The sequence below is a fragment of the Gordonia sp. NPDC003950 genome (genome assembly GCF_053605205.1).
In genome coordinates, this window is the sequence record NZ_JBSGIT010000017.1 from 1 (window position 1) to 20,380 (window position 20,380).

The following is a 20,380-nucleotide window of genomic DNA, read 5'->3' on the forward strand; positions in this document are numbered from 1 at the left end:
CAACGCGCGCGCCTTGACCTCCGGATCGATCTTCTTGGGCATGTGCTCATCCTTCCTGACTCAAAAGGAAGCGGCACGAAACCTAGGGGGATTCAGAAGACTACCGACAACCGACCCGCGGCCTACGCTCAAAGCCCGGTCGCGTGCCGAGCGACGACGACCACCCGGACGTCGTCGGCGACCTTGAGCGCACCCATCATCAGTGCGTACGGCTTCACTCCGAAGTCGGTTTGAGTGATCGTCGTGTCGATACCGAACTCCCAGCCCTCGGCGGACTCGGTCACCGTCACCTCCAGGGGATGTGACCTGTCCCGGCCGAGGATGGTGAGTGCTCCGTCGATGCGATACCCGTTGTCGGTCTTCGCAATCGAGGTGGATCGATAGGAGATCGCCGGATTCTTGTTGGCCTTCAACGACTTCAGCGCATTGGCGCGGGCAACCAGCTTCTCCGGACCGCTCAGCGGGGTCACGCCGCCTTCACCCGAACGCACCTGAAGTGAGTCCACCTCGATATGTGCCGCCAGACTCACCGGTTCGTCGTCGTCCAGGATCGCCGTCGCCGACCACTTCTCCCACTCGATCGTCAGGCGATGTCCGGTCCGCGCCGCGGGACCGGTGACACCGGTGTGCGCGGTCACCGAACCATCGTCGGCGGTGAAATCCCAGGTGCGCTCGCTCATGCCTGCGACTCTAGATCGCGCGGTCGGCAATGTCACTGGTGCCGAATGCCCCTTGCGGCCGTGAAGGATTCCTGCCATCCTTGGTCACCATGACTCACGGAAAGGCGTACTCCGCCTCCATCGCATGAGGCGCGGTACCACTCGGGGAACCACGATTTCCCGAGGTTCGCTCGCCGATTCCCTTCTGACCGATCAATCACACGCGGTCGTGTGCGCCCGCAACCGGTGGCTCCGTATCGGGATGTCCACCGAGCCCTCGGATCGGTCGGCCGCCGAAGACACAGTCGCCGAGCTGTATCACCTCTGCAACCGCCCCCGACCGCACTTCACCTGGACCGACTCCCCGGCATCTGGGGCCGGGATCGTCAGTGGTGCAACAGATCACGCATCGCGGGACATCGCCTCGCTGATCACCGAGACGCGATCACGGATCGACCAGCGCATCCGCCTGCGGATGAATACCGAACCGTACCCCTATCGCCGGGCGCCACAGGCCAGGTTCCTGTCGATCGATATGGCCATCCGGGAAGGTATCGGTGTCGACGACGTGATCCGCGCCGCCCTGCACGACGCACTGCGCACGACGATCTTCGATTCGATCGCACCGGCGATCCGCACCCTCGTGCCCGCACAACCCAACGTCGTCACGTGGTACGGACAGCACGAGGCGCATCGTCTGGCGTGTCATGACGTCTATCGTGCGCTCGGACTGATCGGATTCACCCGCCGTGAACTTCACGTGCTGGACCTGCAGATTCGGATCGCCGAGTCCACAGGCTGGTGGTGGCCGCTCGACGGCGTGTGCGTGATGTCCGAGCGGCCGACCGGGCTGCGTACCGAACCGACCCCGGGCGCCGTTCACGACGAACGCCGTCTCCATGCCGATTCTTCACCGGCTGTCGAATTCGCCGACGGGCAACGTGTTTTCGCGATCCACGGGACGACCGTGCCGCGCTGGGTCCTCGACGATCCATCGCCCGAACGCATCGCGCCCGAACGCAACATTGAGATCCGACGGTGCGCCATCGAACGCATCGGCTGGGACGCCTACCTGGCGTCGGCCCGACTGTCACTGGTCGACGAGACCGATGACCCGGGCAATGCCGGCCACCCACTCCGCCTGTACGCACCACCGCCGGAATGGCGCCGTCGGGATCGAATACTGCTGGCGACCAACGGTTCTGTGGAACGCGACGGCACTCGTCGCTGCTACGGACTCACCGTGCCGCAATGGTTGCCGACAGCCCTCGCCGCCGCCGGATGGACCTATGGCCTCAGCGCCGAGACCTATTCACAGCTCACCCGACGCACCTGACCGACCCTTGATCCGTCACTCCCCCAACCACTCCCGACCACACAGGTGACCTCATGACCGCACCCACACTGACCCAACTCACCGCGCGATCGGGACTCGATGTCCTCGATCATCTCGACCGCGACGTCGCCATCCCGGTGACCGCCGGGATGCAGGCCCAGGGCGACCTGATCGTCATCCCGTTCGACGTCGTCGCCGACGTTGTCGCCGTGCACCGCAAGGCACGGTGGACGACGATCCCGCAGGCCGGGATCGAAGTTCTGCGCAGCGGTTCCGGCGGGAATCCGCACACCCTGGTCGCCGACGATGACCGATGCGAATGGACCACCGGTCACCATGATTCCGATTTCCTCACGCTCGGCGTCCTCGACACTCGCACAACGGCCTATCTGATCCACCCCGAACACGGGGCGAGCGGTATCGCACCGGGCCGATATGTCATCCGGCGGCAACGGGAAGGGGGCGTCGGCACTCGCCCCGGCGGACGATTCGTCGTCGACTGAGCCCGCGGCGATCGGTTCCGCGGTCAGGCGGAAGGCTGCGGTGCCGGCACCAGTCGGGGAACCAACCGCACGAGCACCACCATCCCGATCACCTCGACCAGCGTCTGGGCGACCACAACGACAGCCGCGGTCTGCAGCCCGGTCGGCAGCGCGAGCGCCAACGGAAGCACCACAAGCGAATTGCGGGTCACGCCGGTGAACACCACGGCGCGCCGTGCCGGCACGCCGAACCCGAACCATCGGCCGACACCGACGCCGACGACTGTCATCACGACGATGAAGGCGACGTAGAACGGAATGACCTCGGCCACCGCACCGAGACCGTCGCTCACCGCCGGAATCTGTGAGGCGACCACGACCGCGAGGACCACCATCATCAGCGGCACCATCAATGCCGATGCCCCCGCGGAGAATCGCCGACCCGACCGATGCGCCGACGCCCACCACTGAGTGAGCCACGCCGCGGCGAGCGGGATCACGATGAGAGTGAGAAAGGCCATCAGAAACGGTTGCGCGTCAACCACATCGGCAAGGTCGGCACCCATGAACGCCCACAGGAACACCGGCAACATCACCATCTGCAGCAGGAGCAGCAGCGGCGTGGCCGACAGCAACCGGCGACTGTCACCGCCGGCCAGTCCACTGAACACGATGACGTAGTCGACACACGGACACAGCAGGACCAGCAGGACGCCGACCCGGATGGCCTGATCGGCAGGCAGGAAGTGGTACATCGCCGCGACCACCACCGGGACCACCACGAAGTTGATCACCACCACGGCGAGCAGAAATCGGCCGTCGCGCAGCGCGGTGAGCAGTGCCCGCGCCGGCACCTGGAGGAAGGTGACGTAGAGCAGCGCGGCGAGTGCGGGGCTGATCGCGTGTTCGAGGGTGGGCCCGGCGTCGGGAACGCCGAGTCCGACGATCATCCCCACCGCGATCGCCACCAGATACAACGGCACCTGATGGCGTTCCATCCGGTCCACCACGCCGACTCACCGCTCCCCTCGCATGCCTGGCACGCGCCTCCGACGCCCGATCAGCGCAGCTTGGCGCCGTAGACCCGCGTGATGTGCAAGGTCATCAACACGCGGCGGTCCGACACCATCACGCTGCGATATTCCGCCCAGTCGGGGTGCTCGCCCGCGCCGAGCCGATAGTAGTCGACGAGTGCGTCGACCTCCGGTCCGTCGGGGTCGGCGCCCGGTCCGGTCAAGGTGACCGTTCCCTCGGCGGTCGCCCAGGTGTACCCGTCGAGGCCGGTGAATTCGATCGCCGCCCGGGGATCGCGACGGAGATTCGCGGTCTTGGCGCGTCCCTCGGTCATCGACACCTGGATGATGTCGGCGTCGGCGTCGAAGACGGCCGTCACCGGGGACAATTGCGGCATTCCGTTGGATTTGATGGTGGCGAGAATCGCGAGCCGGGTTTCGGCGATGAGCGTTCGGGGGTCGAAATCGGAGTCAGCCATGTTCATGGCCAACTCTGTCGTCCGTTCGTGCATTCCGAGACGCTGAGCCCAAAACTGTCGGCGGCACCACGTAGGGTTTCTCGAGGGACATCGAAACGGACAATTCGGAGGATGCCGCACCATGGATGCTCGCTCACTCGGGCGCGGAGAGAACACCACAGTGACATCGACATCACTGACCGTCGCGGTCAGCGGGGCGCCGGTCGACATCGTCGCATTTCTGCTCGCAGCCGACCGACGCGTGCGCACCGACGCCGATTTCGTGTTCTTCAACAATCCGCGGAGTCCAGAAGGCGGGGTGGCCCTCACCGGACCGTCGACCCTCGCTATCGACCTGGCGGCGTTGCCTGCCGAGGTGGATCGCATCGCCATCGGTCTGTCGATCGACGCTCCGGCGACGCTGGGTGCCTCGTCGATCACCACCACGATCACCGACGGCGCCGACACCATCAGCGCCCCGGCGCAGGGACTGACCGTCGAGCGGGCCGCCGTCCTCGTCGAGGTGTACCGACGTGGCGCCGGCTGGAAGGTCCGCAGCGAATCGGCCGGCTGGGAGGGCGGATTCGCCGCGCTCGTCCGCGAGCACGGCGTTGACGTCGACGACGAGCCGACCGCGACACCACCGACGGCCCCCGCAAACCCGGGCGTTCCGGCCGCACCGGCCATTCGCATGGTCAAGGGCGAAGAGAAGCTGTCCCTGGAGAAACGTCAGACACTGAACCTGCGAAAAGAGCAGGTACACAAGGTCCTTCTCACCAAGGGTGCCGCCGGCGCCACTGCTCGGGTGATCCTGGTGATCGACAAGACGATGTCGATGCGCAAACTCTACAAGCAGCGCACCGTCCACCGGGTGGTGGAGCGCATGATCCCGGTGGCCACCCAACTCGACAGCGACGGCAATCTGGAGGCCTACCTCTACGGCAGCGGGTACGCACAACTCCCCGACGTCACCGTCGCCGACGCCGACCGCTGGATGGACACCTACGTACACCTGACCGGCCGACACGGACCCCCGCTGGGCCCGGAGATCGACTACGACCGCCAGATCGGTGGCGTCAACGAAGAGCTGCCGATCATGAATGCGGTCCTCGGCGACGTCACCGATCGTCAGCCCGTGTTGGTGCTGTTCTTCACCGATGGCGGATTCCATTCGAAGGTGCCCAGGATCCGGTCGCTCATTCACGACGCCGCCCGCCTGCCGGTGTTCTGGCAGTTCATCGGTCTCGGCCGCAACCGTTTCGGCATCCTCACCGAACTCGACACTCTCACCGGCCGAGTCGTGGACAACGCCGGATTCTTCGCCATCGACGACGTCGACAAGATGAGTGACGCCGAACTGTACGAGCAACTCCTCTCCGAATTCCCGGACTGGTTGCGTGAGGTCGTCCGGCTCGGCATCGTCGACGCTCGATACGGTGCGCGGTAGCCGATGCCCGACGACGCTCCGGGATCACCCACCGACGATCCCGTCCATCCCGACCTGAGACTCGCTGCCCGACTGCTTCCTCGAACGATCGTCACGAACGCCACGATCCGTCCCCTGCAGGCGTTGAGTCGCCGACTCGCCGCGCGAACGCCCGAGGGCGTGGAGATCCATCATCTCGGCGACGGCGTCGCCGTCCGTGTTCATCGTCCCGCCGCCGACGACGTCACCGCAGCGCCATCCGCTGGTGCAATGCTGTGGATGCACGGTGGTGGGTATGTCATCGGTTCGGCGGCCGGGGACGACCAGCGGTGCAGCGACTTCGCTCGGCGCCTCGGCATCGTCGTGGCCGCCGTCGAGTACCGTTTGGCGCCCGGTCATCCATATCCGGTACCTCTGCAGGATTGCCACCTCGCGCTGGAATGGCTTGCGCGACAACCCGACGTCGACCCCGACCGCATCATCCTCGGCGGTGCGAGCGCGGGCGGCGGACTGGCCGCGGCACTGGCCCTGCGATACCGCGACATCGGCGACTTCTCGCCACGCTTCCAGCTGTTGGTCTATCCGATGATCGATGACCGCACCACCGAGGACCCGGCCGGCGACCCATCGCGGCTTCGGGCGTGGAGTCCGAAATCCAATCGGGTGGCGTGGGCGGCCTACCTCGGCGGTGCCGACCCGGTTCTCGTCGCCCCGGCCCGTCGCGACGACCTGCGCGGTCTGCCACCGGCGTGGATCGGCGTCGGCACCCGTGACCTGTTCCACGACGAGGATCTCGCCTACGCGCGCCGCCTGTCCGACGCCGGCGTTCCCGTCACGTTCGACACCGTGCCCGGCGCATTTCACGGATTCGACATCGTCGCACCGAAACTCGGGGTGTCCCGCGAGTTCTTCGGTCGACAGTGCGAGATCCTGGCCGACGTCATCGACTCCTGGTGATGCGCCGGGGAGAATGTGAGTGCCGGGAGTGAGACGTGCTCCCGGCTCTCGGTGGGCTCTGGCGAATTGCACTCCCCCTGTGGGAGGGGTTTTTCGCGTGTCCACCGCCTCTCGACGGTACCCACCGTGTCCAGTGCCGTTCGTGGCACTAGGCGTATCGGAGACCGCTTCTCCACCGCTTTGGGTGTCACGACGGACTGGCCGGTCCCTCGCTACCACGACTCACGCATGAACACCGTCCGGCCTTGCGGGCCGTGCGATGCCCCGATTCCCGTTGCCGGGTCAGGGTTTAGGACACTGTCACATGTCGCCGGGGAAAGACTTTCGCTTGGTATCGCATATCTGAGCTACTGCATGTATCGACGGAGGATGCGCTTTCCCTGCGGCTCCGCCCCTTTGGAGGACGGAATACCGCACAGCGTGATGGCGCAACGGAATTAAGGGCAATGGGAGACATACCCTACGCCGGGGCCCGGTCAGTCTCCGGGCAGGCGGTCGAGCACGTCCCGTGCGGCGGCGACGGCCCGCTCGGCGGAACGGAGTTCGCCGGCCGCCGCCGTGGCGGCGTCGCCGGCGGTGGAGTGCCGTCGCCTGGCGAAGCCCAATTCCTGCTCGGCGCGTGCGAGTTCGGCTCGCAGCCGGTCGGTTTCGTCGGTCAGCGTACCCACCTCGGCGGCGGCGACCGAGACCGCTTCCGCCGCAGCGCTCACCGCCCGCCGGGCGTCGTCGCGAAGGGACTCGGCTTGTCGCAGGTCGGCTTCGGCGTGGCGACGTCGCCTCTCGAGTTCGGCCCTGTCGGAGGATTCGGTGCCGTCGTCGGTGGACTCATCCGCATCAACCCCGGACCGATCTGCCGAATCCTCGGTGGGCGCATCGGGCACGGCGACGATGCCGGCGGGACCGAACCCGCTGTATTCGGCGGCCACCACCAGCCGACCCCGGCCGAGCAGGTGCGCGGTGGCCACGTCGGCGATCGCTGCCCGCAGGGTCTGGGTGATCTCCCGTTCGGTCGCCGGCGACATCCGGGCACCGAGGTCCGCTGCCACCTCGCCGATGCCGGCGGCCGCATCGACGATGACGTGCCGTCGGTGGCCGGCGAGGTCGCGGAGCCGCCCGACCGCACCGCGGCGCTGCGCCTCACGCAGTTCGGTGCCGAGTTCGACGATCGCGTCGATGCCGTCTGGGTGGCGTCGAATCCACTGGTTGAGAATCCAGGCGGACCGGGTGGGACGCCGCAGCGCGGTGATGGTGGCCGCGAGGTCCCGATCGCCGCGCTGCCGAGCCCCTTTCGCATACGCGTTACGCCGCGCGGTGAAGTCCGCCGGTGTGAGCCCGTACAGTTCGTCGGCGATCTCATCGAGATCGGCGGAGGCGTCGGTCATGACTCGATCACACCATGCCCGGCTCACACCGTGCCCGGATCGGACGGCTACTCTGACGCGACGTGTCGTGGTCCACCTGGGTGACGTTGCTGCTCGCCTGCCTTCTCATCAGCTTCACCCCCGGAGCGGGCGCGGTGAACACGATGTCGAACGCCATCGCGGTCGGTCACCGGCGTGCGATCTGGGGAGTCCTCGGCCAACAGGCGGCCCTGATCGTCCAACTCGCCATCGTGGCCGCCGGCCTCGGTCTGATCATCGCCCGCTCCCCGACCGCGTTCGAGGTGATCCGCTACACCGGCGCCGCATATCTGGTGTATCTCGGTGTGCGACAGATCCTTCGGCGACCGTTGGCCACCGCCGATCCCACCGCCGGCGCCCGCACCCAGACGGCTTCGTCGATGTTCGTCCAGGGGCTGTGGGTCAATCTGCTCAACCCGAAGGCCATCGTGTTCTTCCTGGCGTTCATCCCTGGATTCGTCCGACCGGAGACTGGATTCCTGCTGCAGTACCTGATCATCGGCATCACGATCGTCGTCGTCGACATTGGCGTGATGTGGCTGTTCTTCGCCCTCGTCGGACGTGGTTTCGCCCGGGCCACCCGCAGCGAACGTGGTCAGCGCCGCCTCAACATCTTCTTCGGCACCCTGTTCATCGGGGTGGGCATCCTGCTTGCGGTGGCCTGAGCATCATGGGCATCACGCGAGCGGAAGCCACGTCAGCCGCCGCTCGCCGTATTTGACGAAACCCAGGCTCTGCAGGATCGGCGAGGACGTCTGCTCGGCATGGACCAGCGCGAGTCGGGCGCCCAGATCGAGGGCATCGCGGAGCCGCGCGGAGATCAGCGCCCGGTATGCGCCGCGGCCTCGATGCTCGGGCAGGATCGCCGCACCCCAGAACCGGGCGACGTCGCCGCACAAGTGGTAGCCGCCGGTCCCGACGGCAGTCCCGCCCTCCGAGGCGGTGAAGAGCCGGATGCATGGGTCGTCGACGCGGAAGTCCGGCTCGGCCAGAATATGCGGTGGAAAACCCCAGGCGCGTCCGGACACGTCGGCGAACTCGGGGACGTCGTCCGGCGTGGTCACGCGGTGCACGGTGATGTGTTCCGGCACCACCATCGCGGCATCGACGCCATCACCCAGTGTGATCGCGACGATGTCGACCACGGCCACGGTGCGTGCGCCGCGGCGCCGCAGGATGTCCTCGTCGAGGCCGGCGAAGGTCCCCACTCCCACCGTGATGCGTGCCGACGACGCGCCGCGACGGGCCATCACCGTCGCCGCGGAGTCGAGGACGCGCACGGGATTGGTCTCGCGGCCGTGATAGTGCAGCAGCGTCGCCTCACCGTCGAGGACGTAGAACTCGAATGCGCCGTCGCGATGGTACTGCGACCCCTGCGGATGCCATGACGATCGCCATGCCACCGATTCCTCGATCACCTTGTCCGACGTCGCACGCACCATGTCAGCTTGGCACGCGGTGTCAGCTCGGCACGCAGCGCGTCGGCGCATCGCGGCGCGGCCGGAACGTCCGTCTCAGTTTGCGAAAGTCCTGAATCATTCCAGAAAGGGGCGCATACTGATCGCCGTGACCTCACCGTCGGATTTCGCGGGCATGTTACGTTCCGCCGAACTCCGCGTCACCCGCCCCCGGGTGGCGGTACTCGAGGCTGTCCATGCACGACCACATGCCGACACCGAGTCGATCTTCCAGGCCGCACGTGCGGACCTGCCGGACGTCTCACGGCAAGCGGTGTACGACATCCTCGCCGCACTCACCGACGTCGGGCTCGTCCGCCGTATCCAGCCATCGGGTCATGTGGCTCGATACGAGGCGCGCGTCGGTGACAATCACCATCACACGGTGTGCCGCTCCTGCGGCACCATCGGCGATGTGGATTGTGCGGTCGGCGAACGTCCGTGTCTGACGGCGTCCGACGACAATGGTTTCGTTCTCGACGAGGCCGAGGTCATCTACTGGGGGTTGTGCCCCAAATGCGCAGCCTCTTCCAGCCCCGGGTCACGACCGTGATCACAGCCCGGATCACCCCACACCGAAAGGAATGTCGTGTCTGACGAGAACATCGCCTCCCCCCCGATCGGAGAGGCGAACACCGATGCCGGAGAGCCGGCAGGCTGTCCGATGCACATCCGGCCGCCCGTGGAGGGTGGTGGCAACGACCAGTGGTGGCCGGAGAAGCTGAATCTCCGTGTCCTGGCCCATAATCCGGATGTCATCCGGCCCCGCGAACCTGATTTCGACTACGACGCGGCGCTCGCCGGCCTCGATGTCGACGGCCTCGTCGCCGACGTCAAGGCCGTGATGACGGACTCGAAGTCGTGGTGGCCAGCCGACTTCGGGCACTACGGACCGTTCTTCGTCCGAATGTCGTGGCATGCCGCGGGCACCTACCGCGTCGAGGACGGCCGCGGCGGTGCCGGCACCGGTATGCAGCGTTTCGCGCCGCTCAACAGCTGGCCGGACAACGTCAGCCTGGACAAGGCCCGCCGCCTGTTGTGGCCGGTGAAGAAGAAGTACGGCAAGGCTCTGTCGTGGTCGGATCTGCTCGTCCTCGCCGGCAATGTCGCGTTGGAGGACATGGGCTTTCACACCAAGGGCTTCGCCTTCGGGCGGCCCGACGAGTGGGAGGCCGAGGAGGTGTACTGGGGTGCCGAGTCGGTATGGCTGGGTACCAACCTGCGTTACCAGGACGGCAAGCGGGAGCTCGAGAACCCGTTGGGCGCCACCACCATGGGCTTGATCTACGTCAATCCCGAAGGCCCTGAGGGGAACCCGGATTATCTCGCGGCCGCAGCCGATATCCGGGAGACCTTCGGCCGGATGGCCATGAACGATGTGGAGACCGCCGCCCTGATCGTCGGCGGGCACACCTTCGGCAAGACCCACGGCAACGGTGACGCCGACCTGCTGGGCCCCGAGCCCGAGGCCTCGCCGCTCGAGCAGATGGGCCTGGGCTGGAAGAATCCGCAGGGCACCGGGCACGGCAACGACACCATCACCAGTGGTATCGAGGTCACCTGGACCCACACACCGACCAAGTGGGACAACAGCTTCCTGGAGATTCTCTACGGCAACGAATGGGAACTCACCAAGAGCCCGGCCGGCGCCAACCAGTGGAAGCCCAAGGACAACGGGTGGGCCAACACCACCCCGATGGCCCAGGGCGAGGGCAAGACCCACCCGGCGATGCTGACCACCGACCTGACGATGCGCTTCGACCCGGCCTACGGTGAGATCACTCGGCGTTGGCTCGATCATCCGGAGGAGCTGGCCGAGGAGTTCGCCAAGGCGTGGTTCAAGCTCCTGCACCGTGACATGGGTCCGGCCATCCGGTACCGCGGTCCGCTCGCGCCGTCGGAGACCTACCTGTGGCAAGACAACGTTCCCGCTCAGCAGGGCCCGACGATCTCCGATTCCGACGCCGACAGCCTCAAGGCATCAATCCTCGAGTCGGGCTTGAGTGTCGCACAGCTGGTGTCGACGGCGTGGAAGGCGGCCGCGACGTTCCGTGGCAGTGACTACCGTGGCGGCGCCAATGGTGGCCGCATCCGCCTGCAGCCGCAGCTCGGGTGGGAATCCGCCGAACCCGACGAGCTGGCGCAGGTGATCGCCAAGCTCGAGAGTGTGCAGCAAGCCTTCAACGCCGAGAGCGGACCCAAGGTGTCCTTCGCCGATCTGGTGGTACTCGGTGGCGTCGCCGCCATCGAAAAGGCCGCCAAGGATGCGGGATTCGACGTGTCGGTGCCGTTCACGGCCGGGCGGACCGACGCCACCCAGGATCAGACCGACACCGAGTCGTTCGCGTACCTGGAGCCGAAGTACGACGGTTTCCGCAACTACGAGGGCAAGGGCAACGAATTGCCTGCCGAGTTCAATCTGGTCGACAAGGCGAATCTGTTGACCCTGTCGCCGCCGGAGATGACGGTCCTCGTCGGTGGTCTGCGGGTGCTGGGTGCGAACTACCAGGGTTCTGCCCATGGTGTGCTCACCGAGACGCCCGGCACCTTGACGAATGACTTCTTCGTCAACATCTGTGACATGGATGTCGAGTGGAGCAAGGCACCGGCCGACGACGGCACCTACGTCGCCACCGACCGGGAGACGGGTGCACAGAAGTGGACCGGGACCCGCGTCGATCTGGCGTTCGGCGCCAACTCCGATCTCCGTGCCCTCGCCGAGGTGTACGCCGAGGACGACTCCAAGGAGAAGTTCGTCGTCGACTTCATCAAGGCCTGGACCAAGGTGATGGAGCTCGACCGGTTCGATCTGGACTGATCACACCTGCCGTGTGAGGCGGCAGTACGACGGTGGCGCCCCCGGATTCCCGGGGGCGCCCCTGTCGCGTCATGACCCCTGTCGTGGCGCGTGGAGGGCCGTCAGTCAGCCGAGGCCACGCGCGCCACGAAGCGCTGCACGCGCTCACGAAGCCCGTCGATGCGGGCCAGACGCACGCGTTCGGGGTCGTCGCCGGCCATCGCCGAGGACGGCAACCGCCGCACATTGCGTGAACATTCGAAGTTCGCACAGATCAGGGTGCCGACGGTGTCTCCCTTGCGGCCCGCCGGACCCGCGCGGCGGGCACTGAACAACACCACCTCGTTGGGCAGCGAGATGTCCTCGCACAGTGCGCACTGCGGCCTGGTGCGTGGGGGTATCGCTCCGGCGCGCAGCATGAGACCGACGGGAGGTTCGTCACGGTGGATGACGAGATAGCCGACGGTCGGCGACTTGGGATCCCGCCACCCGAGGTAGTCGAGTTCTGCCCAACCGATCTCGTCGAAGTCGGGCGGAAGATGCAGGGACTTGCGTTCCCGGACCGAGGCGTTGACAAGTGCGGTACGAATGTCGGATTCGGACAATGAGTGCATGAGTAAAGCAGCTCCTGGTGATCGTCGGGAGTGAGGTGGGGACGCCCGATGGGCGTGACTCAGGCCGCGGACGTCGTCTGGTGACGTCCGCGTTCCGAAGACGAGAGCTATCTGCGGCCGGCGCGCACGCCGGCAACCCCCTCACGGCGCAGTGCGCCGGCACCCGATGAAGCGATCACCCAACCAGTCTGGACTCGGTGCGCGCAACGGTCAACGTGGTTTCCGCCGGCGCCCGGGAGCACACTGGAGCGATGACACGTTGGGATGCGACGTCGGCACCGCGCGGCCGGGACTACGACCAGCGGTGGGAGCAACTGGCGGCATCCGGGGACAACATCCACGGGGAGGCCGATCTCGTCGAATCACTACTCAAGGATGTCGGCGGCACCCGGGTCCTCGACGCGGGCTGCGGGACCGGGCGGGTGGGCATCGAACTGCATCGACGTGGATACGTCGTCGTCGGTGTCGACGCCGACGACGGCATGCTCGCCACGGCCCGGGATACGTGTGCCGACATCGACTGGATGACAGCCGATCTCGCCGAACTCGCCGATCACGTGACCGCCCGGTTCGACGTCGTCGTCCTCGCCGGGAACGTGATGATCTTTCTCACCCCCGGTTCCGAAGCGCGGGTACTCGCGCAATGTGCGGCGCGACTGCGGCCCGGCGGCCTGCTGGTGGCCGGATTCTCGGTGAGGCCGGAACGACTGTCGTTGTCCGACTACGACAGTCACGCCGAGACAGCGGGCCTCACGGCAGTCGACCGATATGCCACCTGGGATGGGGATCGGTTCACCGGAGGCGATTACGCGGTGTCGGTGCATCGACGAGGCAGCCAACAATGAGCGCCACCGCGAGCACACCGCACGTGCTTCGCCGGGCAGGCGCCCGGATCCGTGACTATGCTGGCGGTTTCCTCGACACCGGTGAGACCGGTATCGACGGATCCACCACAGCGGGATCCACCAGAACGTCGATCGTCTCCGGTGAAGGACCGGGACGACGCGGAGAGGACGGGCAATGGCGACCACAGCGAGCGGGCGGCCCCCCGGCCATATCCGCCTGACCTCCCACAGCGGCGGAGCGGCCGCACCATCGATCACCTGGGGTGCACCGACCGCCGGGGCACGTGGGCCGGTCATCGCGACCACCACCGATCGCGCCCACCGCAACGTCGTGGGAACCCACAGCGGCTCCTACAGCGTGTACCGCGCGCTGGCCGTCGCCGCCGGTGCGTTGTCGCGCGAGCACCGCGCCGATCTCACCAATACCTCACCGACCGACATCGTCGGACCGCATCCGCAGTGGTCGGATCCGAAAACGATCGTCAGCATCGACCCGTGGGGCGCGACGATCGCCGAGTCATTCCCGGAGTTGTTGGCCCGCGGATACGATATCCGCCCGACCATCGCCATCACCAAGGCGCACGTCATCCTCCCGGAGATCGCCGAGGCCATCGCGTCGGGGCGGTTGCATCCCGACGGCGAGGTCCTCTTGCCGACCGGTGCCGCCCTGGTGACCAAGGCTGCCGTCGAACCGGTGTGGTGGCTGCCGGGCGTGGCCGAGCGGTTCGGCTGCACCGAGACCGAGTTGCGGCGGGTGCTGTTCGAGGAGACCGGCGGCATGTATCCGGAATTGGTGACACGTTCGGATCTCGAGGTGTTCCTGCCCCCGATCGGCGGCCAGACGGTCTACATCTTCGGTGACCCGACGAAGCTGTCGGATCCCGGTACCGAGCTCACCGCCCGGGTCCACGACGAATGCAACGGCTCCGACGTGTTCGGGTCCGACATCTGCACCTGCCGCCCCTACCTCACCCACGCGATCGAGGAATGCATCCAGGGGGTGCAACGCGGCGGAGTGGGCCTGGTCGCCTATTCGCCCAAGGAGGGCCGCGCGCTCGGCGAGGTCACCAAATTCCTCGTCTACAACGCCCGCAAACGTCAGGAGGGTGGCGACACCGCCGACCAGTACTTCGCACGTACCGAGTGCGTCGCCGGCGTGCAGGACATGCGATTCCAGGAACTCATGCCCGACGTGCTGCATTGGCTGGGTATCACCAAGATCGACCGCCTGGTGTCGATGAGCAACATGAAGTACGACGCGATCACCGGTTCCGGGATCAGTGTCGGTGAGCGCGTCGACATCCCGATGGAACTCATCCCGGCCGACGCCCGAGTGGAGATCGACGCCAAGATGGCGGCCGGCTACTTCACCAGGGGTGCGGTGCCGTCCACCGACGATCTACGTCAGGTCAAGGGCCGGGGGCTCTCCGGATGACCGCCGGCACCCGGGTCGCCGGTTCGCCCGACACCGCGAACGCCGTCGCGACGCTGCGGTCGACTGCGGAGATCCGCAGTCGCGCAACGGCATTGCTGGATCGGTCGCGCTCCGGCGCCTCGTCGTGGTTCCGCGTCGACGACGACCGCATCGGCGACGCGGTGGCACTGGTCGCCGAGGTCACCCGCGCCCGCTATCCCGACCTCGCGATCCCGTATCACAGCCGATGGCGGCATTTCGAGGTCGGCGGCGTGGATCGGGTCGCCGACCTCGACGTCCGACTCGGTGAGGTCGGCGCCGCCGAACGGGCCCGCACCCAGATCGACCTCGCCGTCGTCAGCGTTCTGCTCGACGCCGGCGCGGGCGCAGAGTGGTACTTCGACGAACCCGGCACCGGGCAGCGGGTGCGTCGATCCGAGGGCCTCGCGGTGGCCAGTGTGCACGCCTTCGCCGGCGGCCTGTTCTCCTCGGATCCCGATGTCCCGCTTCGGGTCGACGCCGCGGGTCTGCGGTCCATCGACGAGGCCGCACTCGCCGCCGCGTTCGGCGTCGGTCCCACCACACCGCTCGTCGGCCTGTCCGGCCGCCTGGCGGTTCTGCATCGGCTCGCCGACGCCCTCGACGCCCGGCCCGACGTCTTCTCCTCCCGGCGGCCGGGTGACCTCTACGATCGCCTGACCGCCGCGGGGGGTGCGGTCGACGCGCACGACATCTTGTCGCTGCTGCTCGACACGCTGTCGCCGATCTGGCCGTCGGACAACCGGATCGGCGAGGTCGCGCTGGGCGATTGTTGGCACCACACCGCGGTTGGTGGTGCGGGCGGCACCGCCGGGTGGATGCCGTTTCACAAACTGTCGCAATGGCTGACCTATTCACTGCTCGAACCCTTCGAGTGGGCCGGCATCGACGTCGGGGATCTGGGCGCGCTGACCGCACTGCCCGAGTACCGCAACGGTGGTCTGCTCCTCGACACCGCGGTGCTCGTTCCCGTGCCCGACGACGCACTGACGGCCCGGTGGCATGTCGACGACGAGTTCATCGTCGAGTGGCGGGCCCTGACCGTCGCACTACTCGACGAGATCGCCATCCTGGTCGCGGATCGACTCGGCATGACAGCGGCCGAGTTGCCGCTGGCCTGCGTTCTGGAGGGCGGGACCTGGGCGGCCGGACGCGAAACCGCTCGCACGCTCCGAGACGGATTGCCGCCGTTGGACATCGCCAGCGACGGCACGGTCTTCTGACCGACGGCTTCACATCAACTGATCGCGTGAGGAGACCTCCATGAACGACGTGCACGTCATCGATCATCCACTGGTGCAACACAAACTCACCCTGATGCGCCAGAAACAGACCTCCACCAATGACTTTCGGCGTCTCCTGGACGAGATCTCGACGCTGATGACCTACGACGTCCTCGCCGACATCCCGATGCAGGAGGTCAAGGTCGAGACGCCGATGGAGATCACCACCGGCATGGTGATCGACGGCAAGAAGCTGGTGTTCGCCGCGATTCTGCGCGGCGGCACGTCGATGGCCGACGGCATGCTGACCGTGGTCCCGGGCGCGCGCATCGGACACATCGGTCTCTACCGCGATCCCAAGACCCACATCCCGGTCGAGTACTACTTCAAGATGCCCAAGGAACTCGACGAACGCGACGTCGTGGTGGTCGATCCGCTTCTGGCGACCGGGCATTCGGCCGTGGCCGCCGTCGACCGGCTCAAGGAGTACCGTCCCCGATCGATCCGGTTCGTGTGCGTGCTGACCTGCCCGGAGGGCATCGCGACGCTACAGGGCGCACACCCCGAGGTGCCGATATTCACCGCGGGCATCGACCGGGAACTCGACGACCGCGGGTACATCCTGCCGGGTATCGGCGATGCCGGCGACCGGATCTACGGCACCGAGTGACGGTTGCGGCGCCGCGGCAACGGCGCCGGATCTACTTGTGCGGCACGTCCGCTGACAGCCCGCCGTCCATGACGAATTCGGCGCCGGTGGCGTAGGACGATTCGTCGCTGGCCAGGAACACCACGAAGGTCGAGACCTCCGACGAGTCGGCCGCCCGTCCCATCGGTACCTTCACCATGTCCTCGGGCAGGCCCTCGGTCATCGGTGTGCGAATCAGACCGGGATGGATGGAGTTGACGCGCACGTTGTGCGGCGCCAGTTCCAAGGCGGCCGACTTCGCGAGTCCGCGTACACCCCACTTGGACGCGACATAGCCGTGCGCCCAAGGACTTCCGCGTAACCCCTCCACCGACGACACGTTGATGATCGACCCGCCGCCGGCGGCGATCATCGGATCGGCGACCGACTGGATACCCAGGAACGTTCCGGTGAGATTGACGTCGATGATCTGTTTCCACTTGTCGAGGCGGAACTTCTGGATCGTCGAGCCATTGACGATGCCGGCGTTGTTGACGAGCACGTCGACCTTGCCGAAGTCGTCGGTCGCGGCGGCCACCGCCGCCTGCCAGTCCTCCGGCGAGGTCACGTCGAGGTGTACGTAGCGCGCGGCGTCACCGATGTCCTCGGCGAGCACCTTGCCCTCGTCGTCGAGAATGTCGCCGATGACGACCTTGCCACCCTCGGCGACCAGCGCCCGTGCATGCGCGGCGCCCATACCTCGGGCACCGCCTGTGATGATTGCGACCTTGCCGTCCACACGTCCCATGGCGAGCAACCATACAGGCGAAACGCGAAAATGAGAACACGTTCTACCGAGCATGGTCTACTGATATGGACAGGAGTCCGGACAGATGTTCACCCCGGACAATGTTCACCACGGACAGATGTTCACCACAGATAGATGTTCACCACGAGGGAAGCGATGGCAGAGTGACCGAACAAGCAGCAGCGATCCGTGTGGGCCTGGTCGGGACCGGAAACGCCGGCCGTCTGGCCCTCGCCCAGCTGATCGACGACCCGCGATTCGAGCTGGTCGGGGTCTGCGTGCACAACCCCGACAAGATCGGGCGCGATGCCGGCGCCCTCGCCGGGACGAGCGCCGTCACCGGTGTCAGCGCCGTCGGCGATCTCGACACGCTGATCGCCGCGAAGCCCGACTGCATCGTTTACACCGCCATGGGTGACACCCGGCCGATCGAGGCGTTCAACGACGTGCTGCGCATCCTCGCCGCGGGCATCGACGTCGTCGGCACCGCGCCGGTGACCCTGCAGTATCCGTGGGGCGCCATGCCGGACAAGACCATCGACAAGATCGTGGCGGTCGCCACCGAACACGACGCGAGCGTGTTCATCTCCGGCGTCGATCCCGGATTCGCCAGCGACCTCATCCCCCTCGCGTTCGCCGGAACGTGTCAGCGGATCGAGCAGATCCGGTGCATGGAGATCGCCGACTACGCCACCTATGACGGCGCCGAGGTCATGTTCGACGTGATGGGATTCGCCAAACCCCTCGACGAGACCCCGATGCTGTTCCTGCCCGGTGTACTCGCTCTGGCCTGGGGGACCACCATTCACGAGCTCGCCGCCGCGTCCGGGATCGTGATCGACGAGATCATCGAGCGGTACGAGAGTGAGCCCGCACCAGAGGAATTCGAGATCGCCGCGGGAACGGTGCCCAAGGGGACCCGCGCGGCGGTGCGCTTTGAGATCATCGGCATGGTCGACGGACGTCCGGTGATCGTCGTCGAACATGTGACCAGACTTCGCGGAGATCTGCGACCGGATTGGGCGCAGCCCGCCCAGGACGGGGGCTGCTACCGCGTCGAGATCACCGGCGAACCGTCCTATCGCGTCGACATCTGCCCGACCAGCCGCAAGGGCGATCACAATCACGCCGCGATCGTCGCCGGCGTCGGCCGGGTGGTGAACGCGATCCCGGCGCTTGTCGCCGGGCCGGCCGGACTACGGACCACACTCGACCTGCCGCTGATCGCCGGTCCGGCACTCACTCCGGGCTGACATCCCCCGGAGCCGTCATCCCCGAGCCGTCGTCCCCCGAGCCCACGCCGGAACGCCGCGGACCCACGACATCGTAACGGGCGCAGACGAATGCGGAGTTGCGCTCGACCGATTTCAGGGTGAGATCGTAGGGCGCTGTGAACAGCGGTCGGCCGCCGCCCAACGTGACCGGCGCGATCGACACCAGGATCTCGTCGAGCATGCCCGCGTCGGCGAACTGTGCGGCGAGATCTCCCCCACCGACCACCCACACGTCCCGATCGCCTGCGGCGGAGACGATCTCGGTGCGCAACTCCCTCGGGTCGCCGGCGACCACCCGGATCGTGTCCGACACGGCAACGACGTCGCCGTGGGTGAACAGGAAGGTCGGCACCGAGTACGGCCACGGCCTGCCGTCGGTCACCTCGTGATCGAGGAGCCACCGATACGTGGTGGCGCCCATGACCAGTGCACCGACGCCGGTGATGAAGTCGGTGTGATTCATCGGTCCGGACTCGTCGATGGGTTGGTTCAGCAGCCAGTCGAGATTGTCGTCGTCATCGGCCAGGAAGCCGTCGAGGGTGATGGCCGTGTAGTAGCGGAAAGCGGTCATCGGAATCCTCCGGATTGGTTGCGGTGCCACATGATCGGGTCTGGGTCGAGCGAGGGTACGGTGACGTCGACACCGACCTCACGCAGCAGCATGCGGGCGAGAATGCGCCGGTGGGCGGCGAACGTGAGGACATGGGCGACGATCTGGGACAGTTCGAAGGATTCCGGTGGCTCACACAGGGCGTCGATGACGCTGTCCGACCACGCGGCCCGCTGGTCGATGTCCCGCGTCAGCGCGATCCAGTGCGCGGATACCTCGTGATGCAGTGCGGTGAGTTCGGCGAGATCATCGGAGACCGCCTCGGGTGCCCGACCACCCTCGATGCACGCCAGCCATGGACGTTTGTCGGTCACCAGATGGGAGAGCACATGGGCGATCGAGTCGTCGTCGCCCTGCCATTGCAGAATTCGGTTGCCGGGCAGAATGATTCGACGATAGGTCGCGTCGTCGAGTGCTGCTGCCGCCGCCAGGAGCGTCGTGGTGTCGTCGATGTCGTGACGGATCATCATCGCCAGGATGTCGCCCGCCCCGGTCTCGTCGTTATGGCCGGTCCCGCGCCCGGCGGCGACGTAAAGCACCGTCGGCGAGTGGAAGTGGATGCCGTTGGGTGCGGGTAGCCAGTGCCCCCGATCCCGCCGCGCCGGAGCGCTACTCGGTGGATGACCGAAGGCACGGGCGAACGCGCGGCTGAATCCCTCCACCGATTCGTACCCGGAATCGAAGGCCACGTCGGTGACCCGCCGACCGTGGTGCAGATACCACGCGGCGCGTTCGAGCATCACCCGCCGCCGCATGGCCAGGGGCGCCTCACCGGAATACCTGCTCACCTGCCGGCCGAAGTGAAACGCCGACGAATGTGCATGCTCGGCCATCGTTGCCAGGGTGTCGTTGTCGTCGTCGAGTACTGCATCCAGCAACTCGCGGATGCGGTCGTGGCCCGGGCCCGTCATCGTCGACTGCGCATCGTCGTCATGAGAGC

General features: G+C 66.7%; 21 protein-coding genes. 12 read left to right on the plus strand and 9 right to left on the minus strand.

What is annotated here, in order from left to right; all coding sequences use genetic code 11:
• Positions 1–128: 128 nt before the first annotated feature.
• Positions 129–680 carry a YceI family protein gene (locus ACWETB_RS15660; protein WP_452212123.1) on the minus strand — a complete coding sequence of 184 codons (552 nt, stop codon included), beginning with the start codon at positions 678–680 and terminating at the stop codon, positions 129–131.
• 241 nt (positions 681–921) lie between these two features.
• On the opposite strand from ACWETB_RS15660, the gene ACWETB_RS15665 reads away from it, so the two are divergent.
• Together ACWETB_RS15665 and ACWETB_RS15670 are read left to right on the plus strand one after the other, a co-directional pair.
• Positions 922–1,995, plus strand: a complete 1,074-nt coding sequence (locus ACWETB_RS15665; protein ID WP_452212125.1) for a DUF6745 domain-containing protein — start codon at positions 922–924, stop codon at positions 1,993–1,995.
• Positions 1,996–2,048: 53 nt separating this feature from the next.
• On the plus strand, positions 2,049–2,498 hold the full coding sequence (locus ACWETB_RS15670) for a hypothetical protein (RefSeq protein ID WP_452212127.1): 450 nt from the start codon (positions 2,049–2,051) through the stop codon (positions 2,496–2,498).
• 23 nt (positions 2,499–2,521) lie between these two features.
• Here ACWETB_RS15670 and ACWETB_RS15675 read toward each other — a convergent pair whose 3' ends face one another.
• Positions 2,522–3,475, minus strand: coding sequence for an arsenic resistance protein (locus tag ACWETB_RS15675; protein WP_452212129.1), 954 nt, complete (start codon positions 3,473–3,475; stop codon positions 2,522–2,524).
• Positions 3,476–3,537: 62 nt separating this feature from the next.
• On the minus strand, positions 3,538–3,969 hold the full coding sequence (locus ACWETB_RS15680) for a PPOX class F420-dependent oxidoreductase (RefSeq protein WP_452212131.1): 432 nt from the start codon (positions 3,967–3,969) through the stop codon (positions 3,538–3,540).
• A gap of 121 nt (positions 3,970–4,090) precedes the next feature.
• On the opposite strand from ACWETB_RS15680, the gene ACWETB_RS15685 reads away from it, so the two are divergent.
• Positions 4,091–5,395, plus strand: a complete 1,305-nt coding sequence (locus ACWETB_RS15685) for a VWA domain-containing protein (protein WP_452212133.1) — start codon at positions 4,091–4,093, stop codon at positions 5,393–5,395.
• Positions 5,396–5,398: 3 nt separating this feature from the next.
• A complete protein-coding gene (locus tag ACWETB_RS15690; protein ID WP_452212135.1) occupies positions 5,399–6,331 on the plus strand; it encodes an alpha/beta hydrolase in 933 nt (310 codons plus the stop codon).
• A gap of 476 nt (positions 6,332–6,807) precedes the next feature.
• On the opposite strand, the gene ACWETB_RS15695 is transcribed toward ACWETB_RS15690, so the two are convergent.
• Positions 6,808–7,713: a hypothetical protein gene (locus tag ACWETB_RS15695; protein WP_449744411.1), complete on the minus strand. Its 906-nt coding sequence runs from the start codon at positions 7,711–7,713 to the stop codon at positions 6,808–6,810.
• A 62-nt stretch (positions 7,714–7,775) separates the two neighbouring features.
• Between ACWETB_RS15695 and ACWETB_RS15700 the strand changes: the two genes are divergently transcribed.
• Positions 7,776–8,396, plus strand: coding sequence for a LysE family transporter (locus tag ACWETB_RS15700; protein ID WP_452212137.1), 621 nt, complete (start codon positions 7,776–7,778; stop codon positions 8,394–8,396).
• A gap of 12 nt (positions 8,397–8,408) precedes the next feature.
• On the opposite strand, the gene ACWETB_RS15705 is transcribed toward ACWETB_RS15700, so the two are convergent.
• On the minus strand, positions 8,409–9,173 hold the full coding sequence (locus ACWETB_RS15705; RefSeq protein WP_449744409.1) for a GNAT family N-acetyltransferase: 765 nt from the start codon (positions 9,171–9,173) through the stop codon (positions 8,409–8,411).
• 151 nt (positions 9,174–9,324) lie between these two features.
• Here ACWETB_RS15705 and ACWETB_RS15710 point away from each other — a divergent pair, with 151 nt between their 5' ends.
• Complete coding sequence (locus ACWETB_RS15710) at positions 9,325–9,741, plus strand: Fur family transcriptional regulator (RefSeq protein WP_449744442.1); 417 nt, start codon at positions 9,325–9,327, stop codon at positions 9,739–9,741.
• Between the two features lie 36 nt (positions 9,742–9,777).
• Positions 9,778–12,006 carry a catalase/peroxidase HPI gene (gene katG, locus ACWETB_RS15715; protein ID WP_452212139.1) on the plus strand — a complete coding sequence of 743 codons (2,229 nt, stop codon included), beginning with the start codon at positions 9,778–9,780 and terminating at the stop codon, positions 12,004–12,006.
• A 101-nt stretch (positions 12,007–12,107) separates the two neighbouring features.
• Here the strand turns inward: katG and ACWETB_RS15720 are convergent, their stop codons facing one another.
• The gene (locus tag ACWETB_RS15720; RefSeq protein WP_452212141.1) at positions 12,108–12,599 is read right to left on the minus strand and encodes an FBP domain-containing protein; all 492 of its coding nucleotides are present in this window, start codon (positions 12,597–12,599) and stop codon (positions 12,108–12,110) included.
• A 251-nt stretch (positions 12,600–12,850) separates the two neighbouring features.
• Between ACWETB_RS15720 and ACWETB_RS15725 the strand changes: the two genes are divergently transcribed.
• The 4 genes from ACWETB_RS15725 (at position 12,851) to upp (ending at position 16,790) form a co-directional block, all read left to right on the plus strand.
• The gene (locus ACWETB_RS15725; protein WP_452212143.1) at positions 12,851–13,444 is read left to right on the plus strand and encodes a class I SAM-dependent DNA methyltransferase; all 594 of its coding nucleotides are present in this window, start codon (positions 12,851–12,853) and stop codon (positions 13,442–13,444) included.
• A gap of 175 nt (positions 13,445–13,619) precedes the next feature.
• A complete protein-coding gene (locus ACWETB_RS15730) occupies positions 13,620–14,879 on the plus strand; it encodes a GTP cyclohydrolase II (protein WP_452212145.1) in 1,260 nt (419 codons plus the stop codon).
• A complete protein-coding gene (locus ACWETB_RS15735; protein WP_452212147.1) occupies positions 14,876–16,120 on the plus strand; it encodes a URC4/urg3 family protein in 1,245 nt (414 codons plus the stop codon). Before ACWETB_RS15730 ends, ACWETB_RS15735 begins: the two co-directional genes overlap by 4 nt.
• A 40-nt stretch (positions 16,121–16,160) precedes the next feature.
• Positions 16,161–16,790, plus strand: coding sequence for a uracil phosphoribosyltransferase (gene upp / locus ACWETB_RS15740; RefSeq protein WP_449744403.1), 630 nt, complete (start codon positions 16,161–16,163; stop codon positions 16,788–16,790).
• Positions 16,791–16,821: 31 nt separating this feature from the next.
• On the opposite strand, the gene ACWETB_RS15745 is transcribed toward upp, so the two are convergent.
• Entirely contained in the window at positions 16,822–17,556 is a 735-nt protein-coding gene (locus ACWETB_RS15745; RefSeq protein WP_449744402.1) for a glucose 1-dehydrogenase, read from the minus strand.
• Between the two features lie 164 nt (positions 17,557–17,720).
• Between ACWETB_RS15745 and ACWETB_RS15750 the strand changes: the two genes are divergently transcribed.
• Positions 17,721–18,809 (plus strand): NAD(P)H-dependent amine dehydrogenase family protein, encoded by a 1,089-nt coding sequence (locus ACWETB_RS15750; protein WP_452212150.1) that lies wholly within the window; start codon positions 17,721–17,723, stop codon positions 18,807–18,809.
• On the opposite strand, the gene ACWETB_RS15755 is transcribed toward ACWETB_RS15750, so the two are convergent.
• Together ACWETB_RS15755 and ACWETB_RS15760 are read right to left on the minus strand one after the other, a co-directional pair.
• Complete coding sequence (locus tag ACWETB_RS15755) at positions 18,796–19,401, minus strand: dihydrofolate reductase family protein (RefSeq protein ID WP_449744400.1); 606 nt, start codon at positions 19,399–19,401, stop codon at positions 18,796–18,798. The genes ACWETB_RS15750 and ACWETB_RS15755 overlap by 14 nt on opposite strands.
• Positions 19,398–20,351 carry a helix-turn-helix domain-containing protein gene (locus ACWETB_RS15760; protein WP_452212152.1) on the minus strand — a complete coding sequence of 318 codons (954 nt, stop codon included), beginning with the start codon at positions 20,349–20,351 and terminating at the stop codon, positions 19,398–19,400. Before ACWETB_RS15760 ends, ACWETB_RS15755 begins: the two co-directional genes overlap by 4 nt.
• Positions 20,352–20,380: the final 29 nt, after the last annotated feature.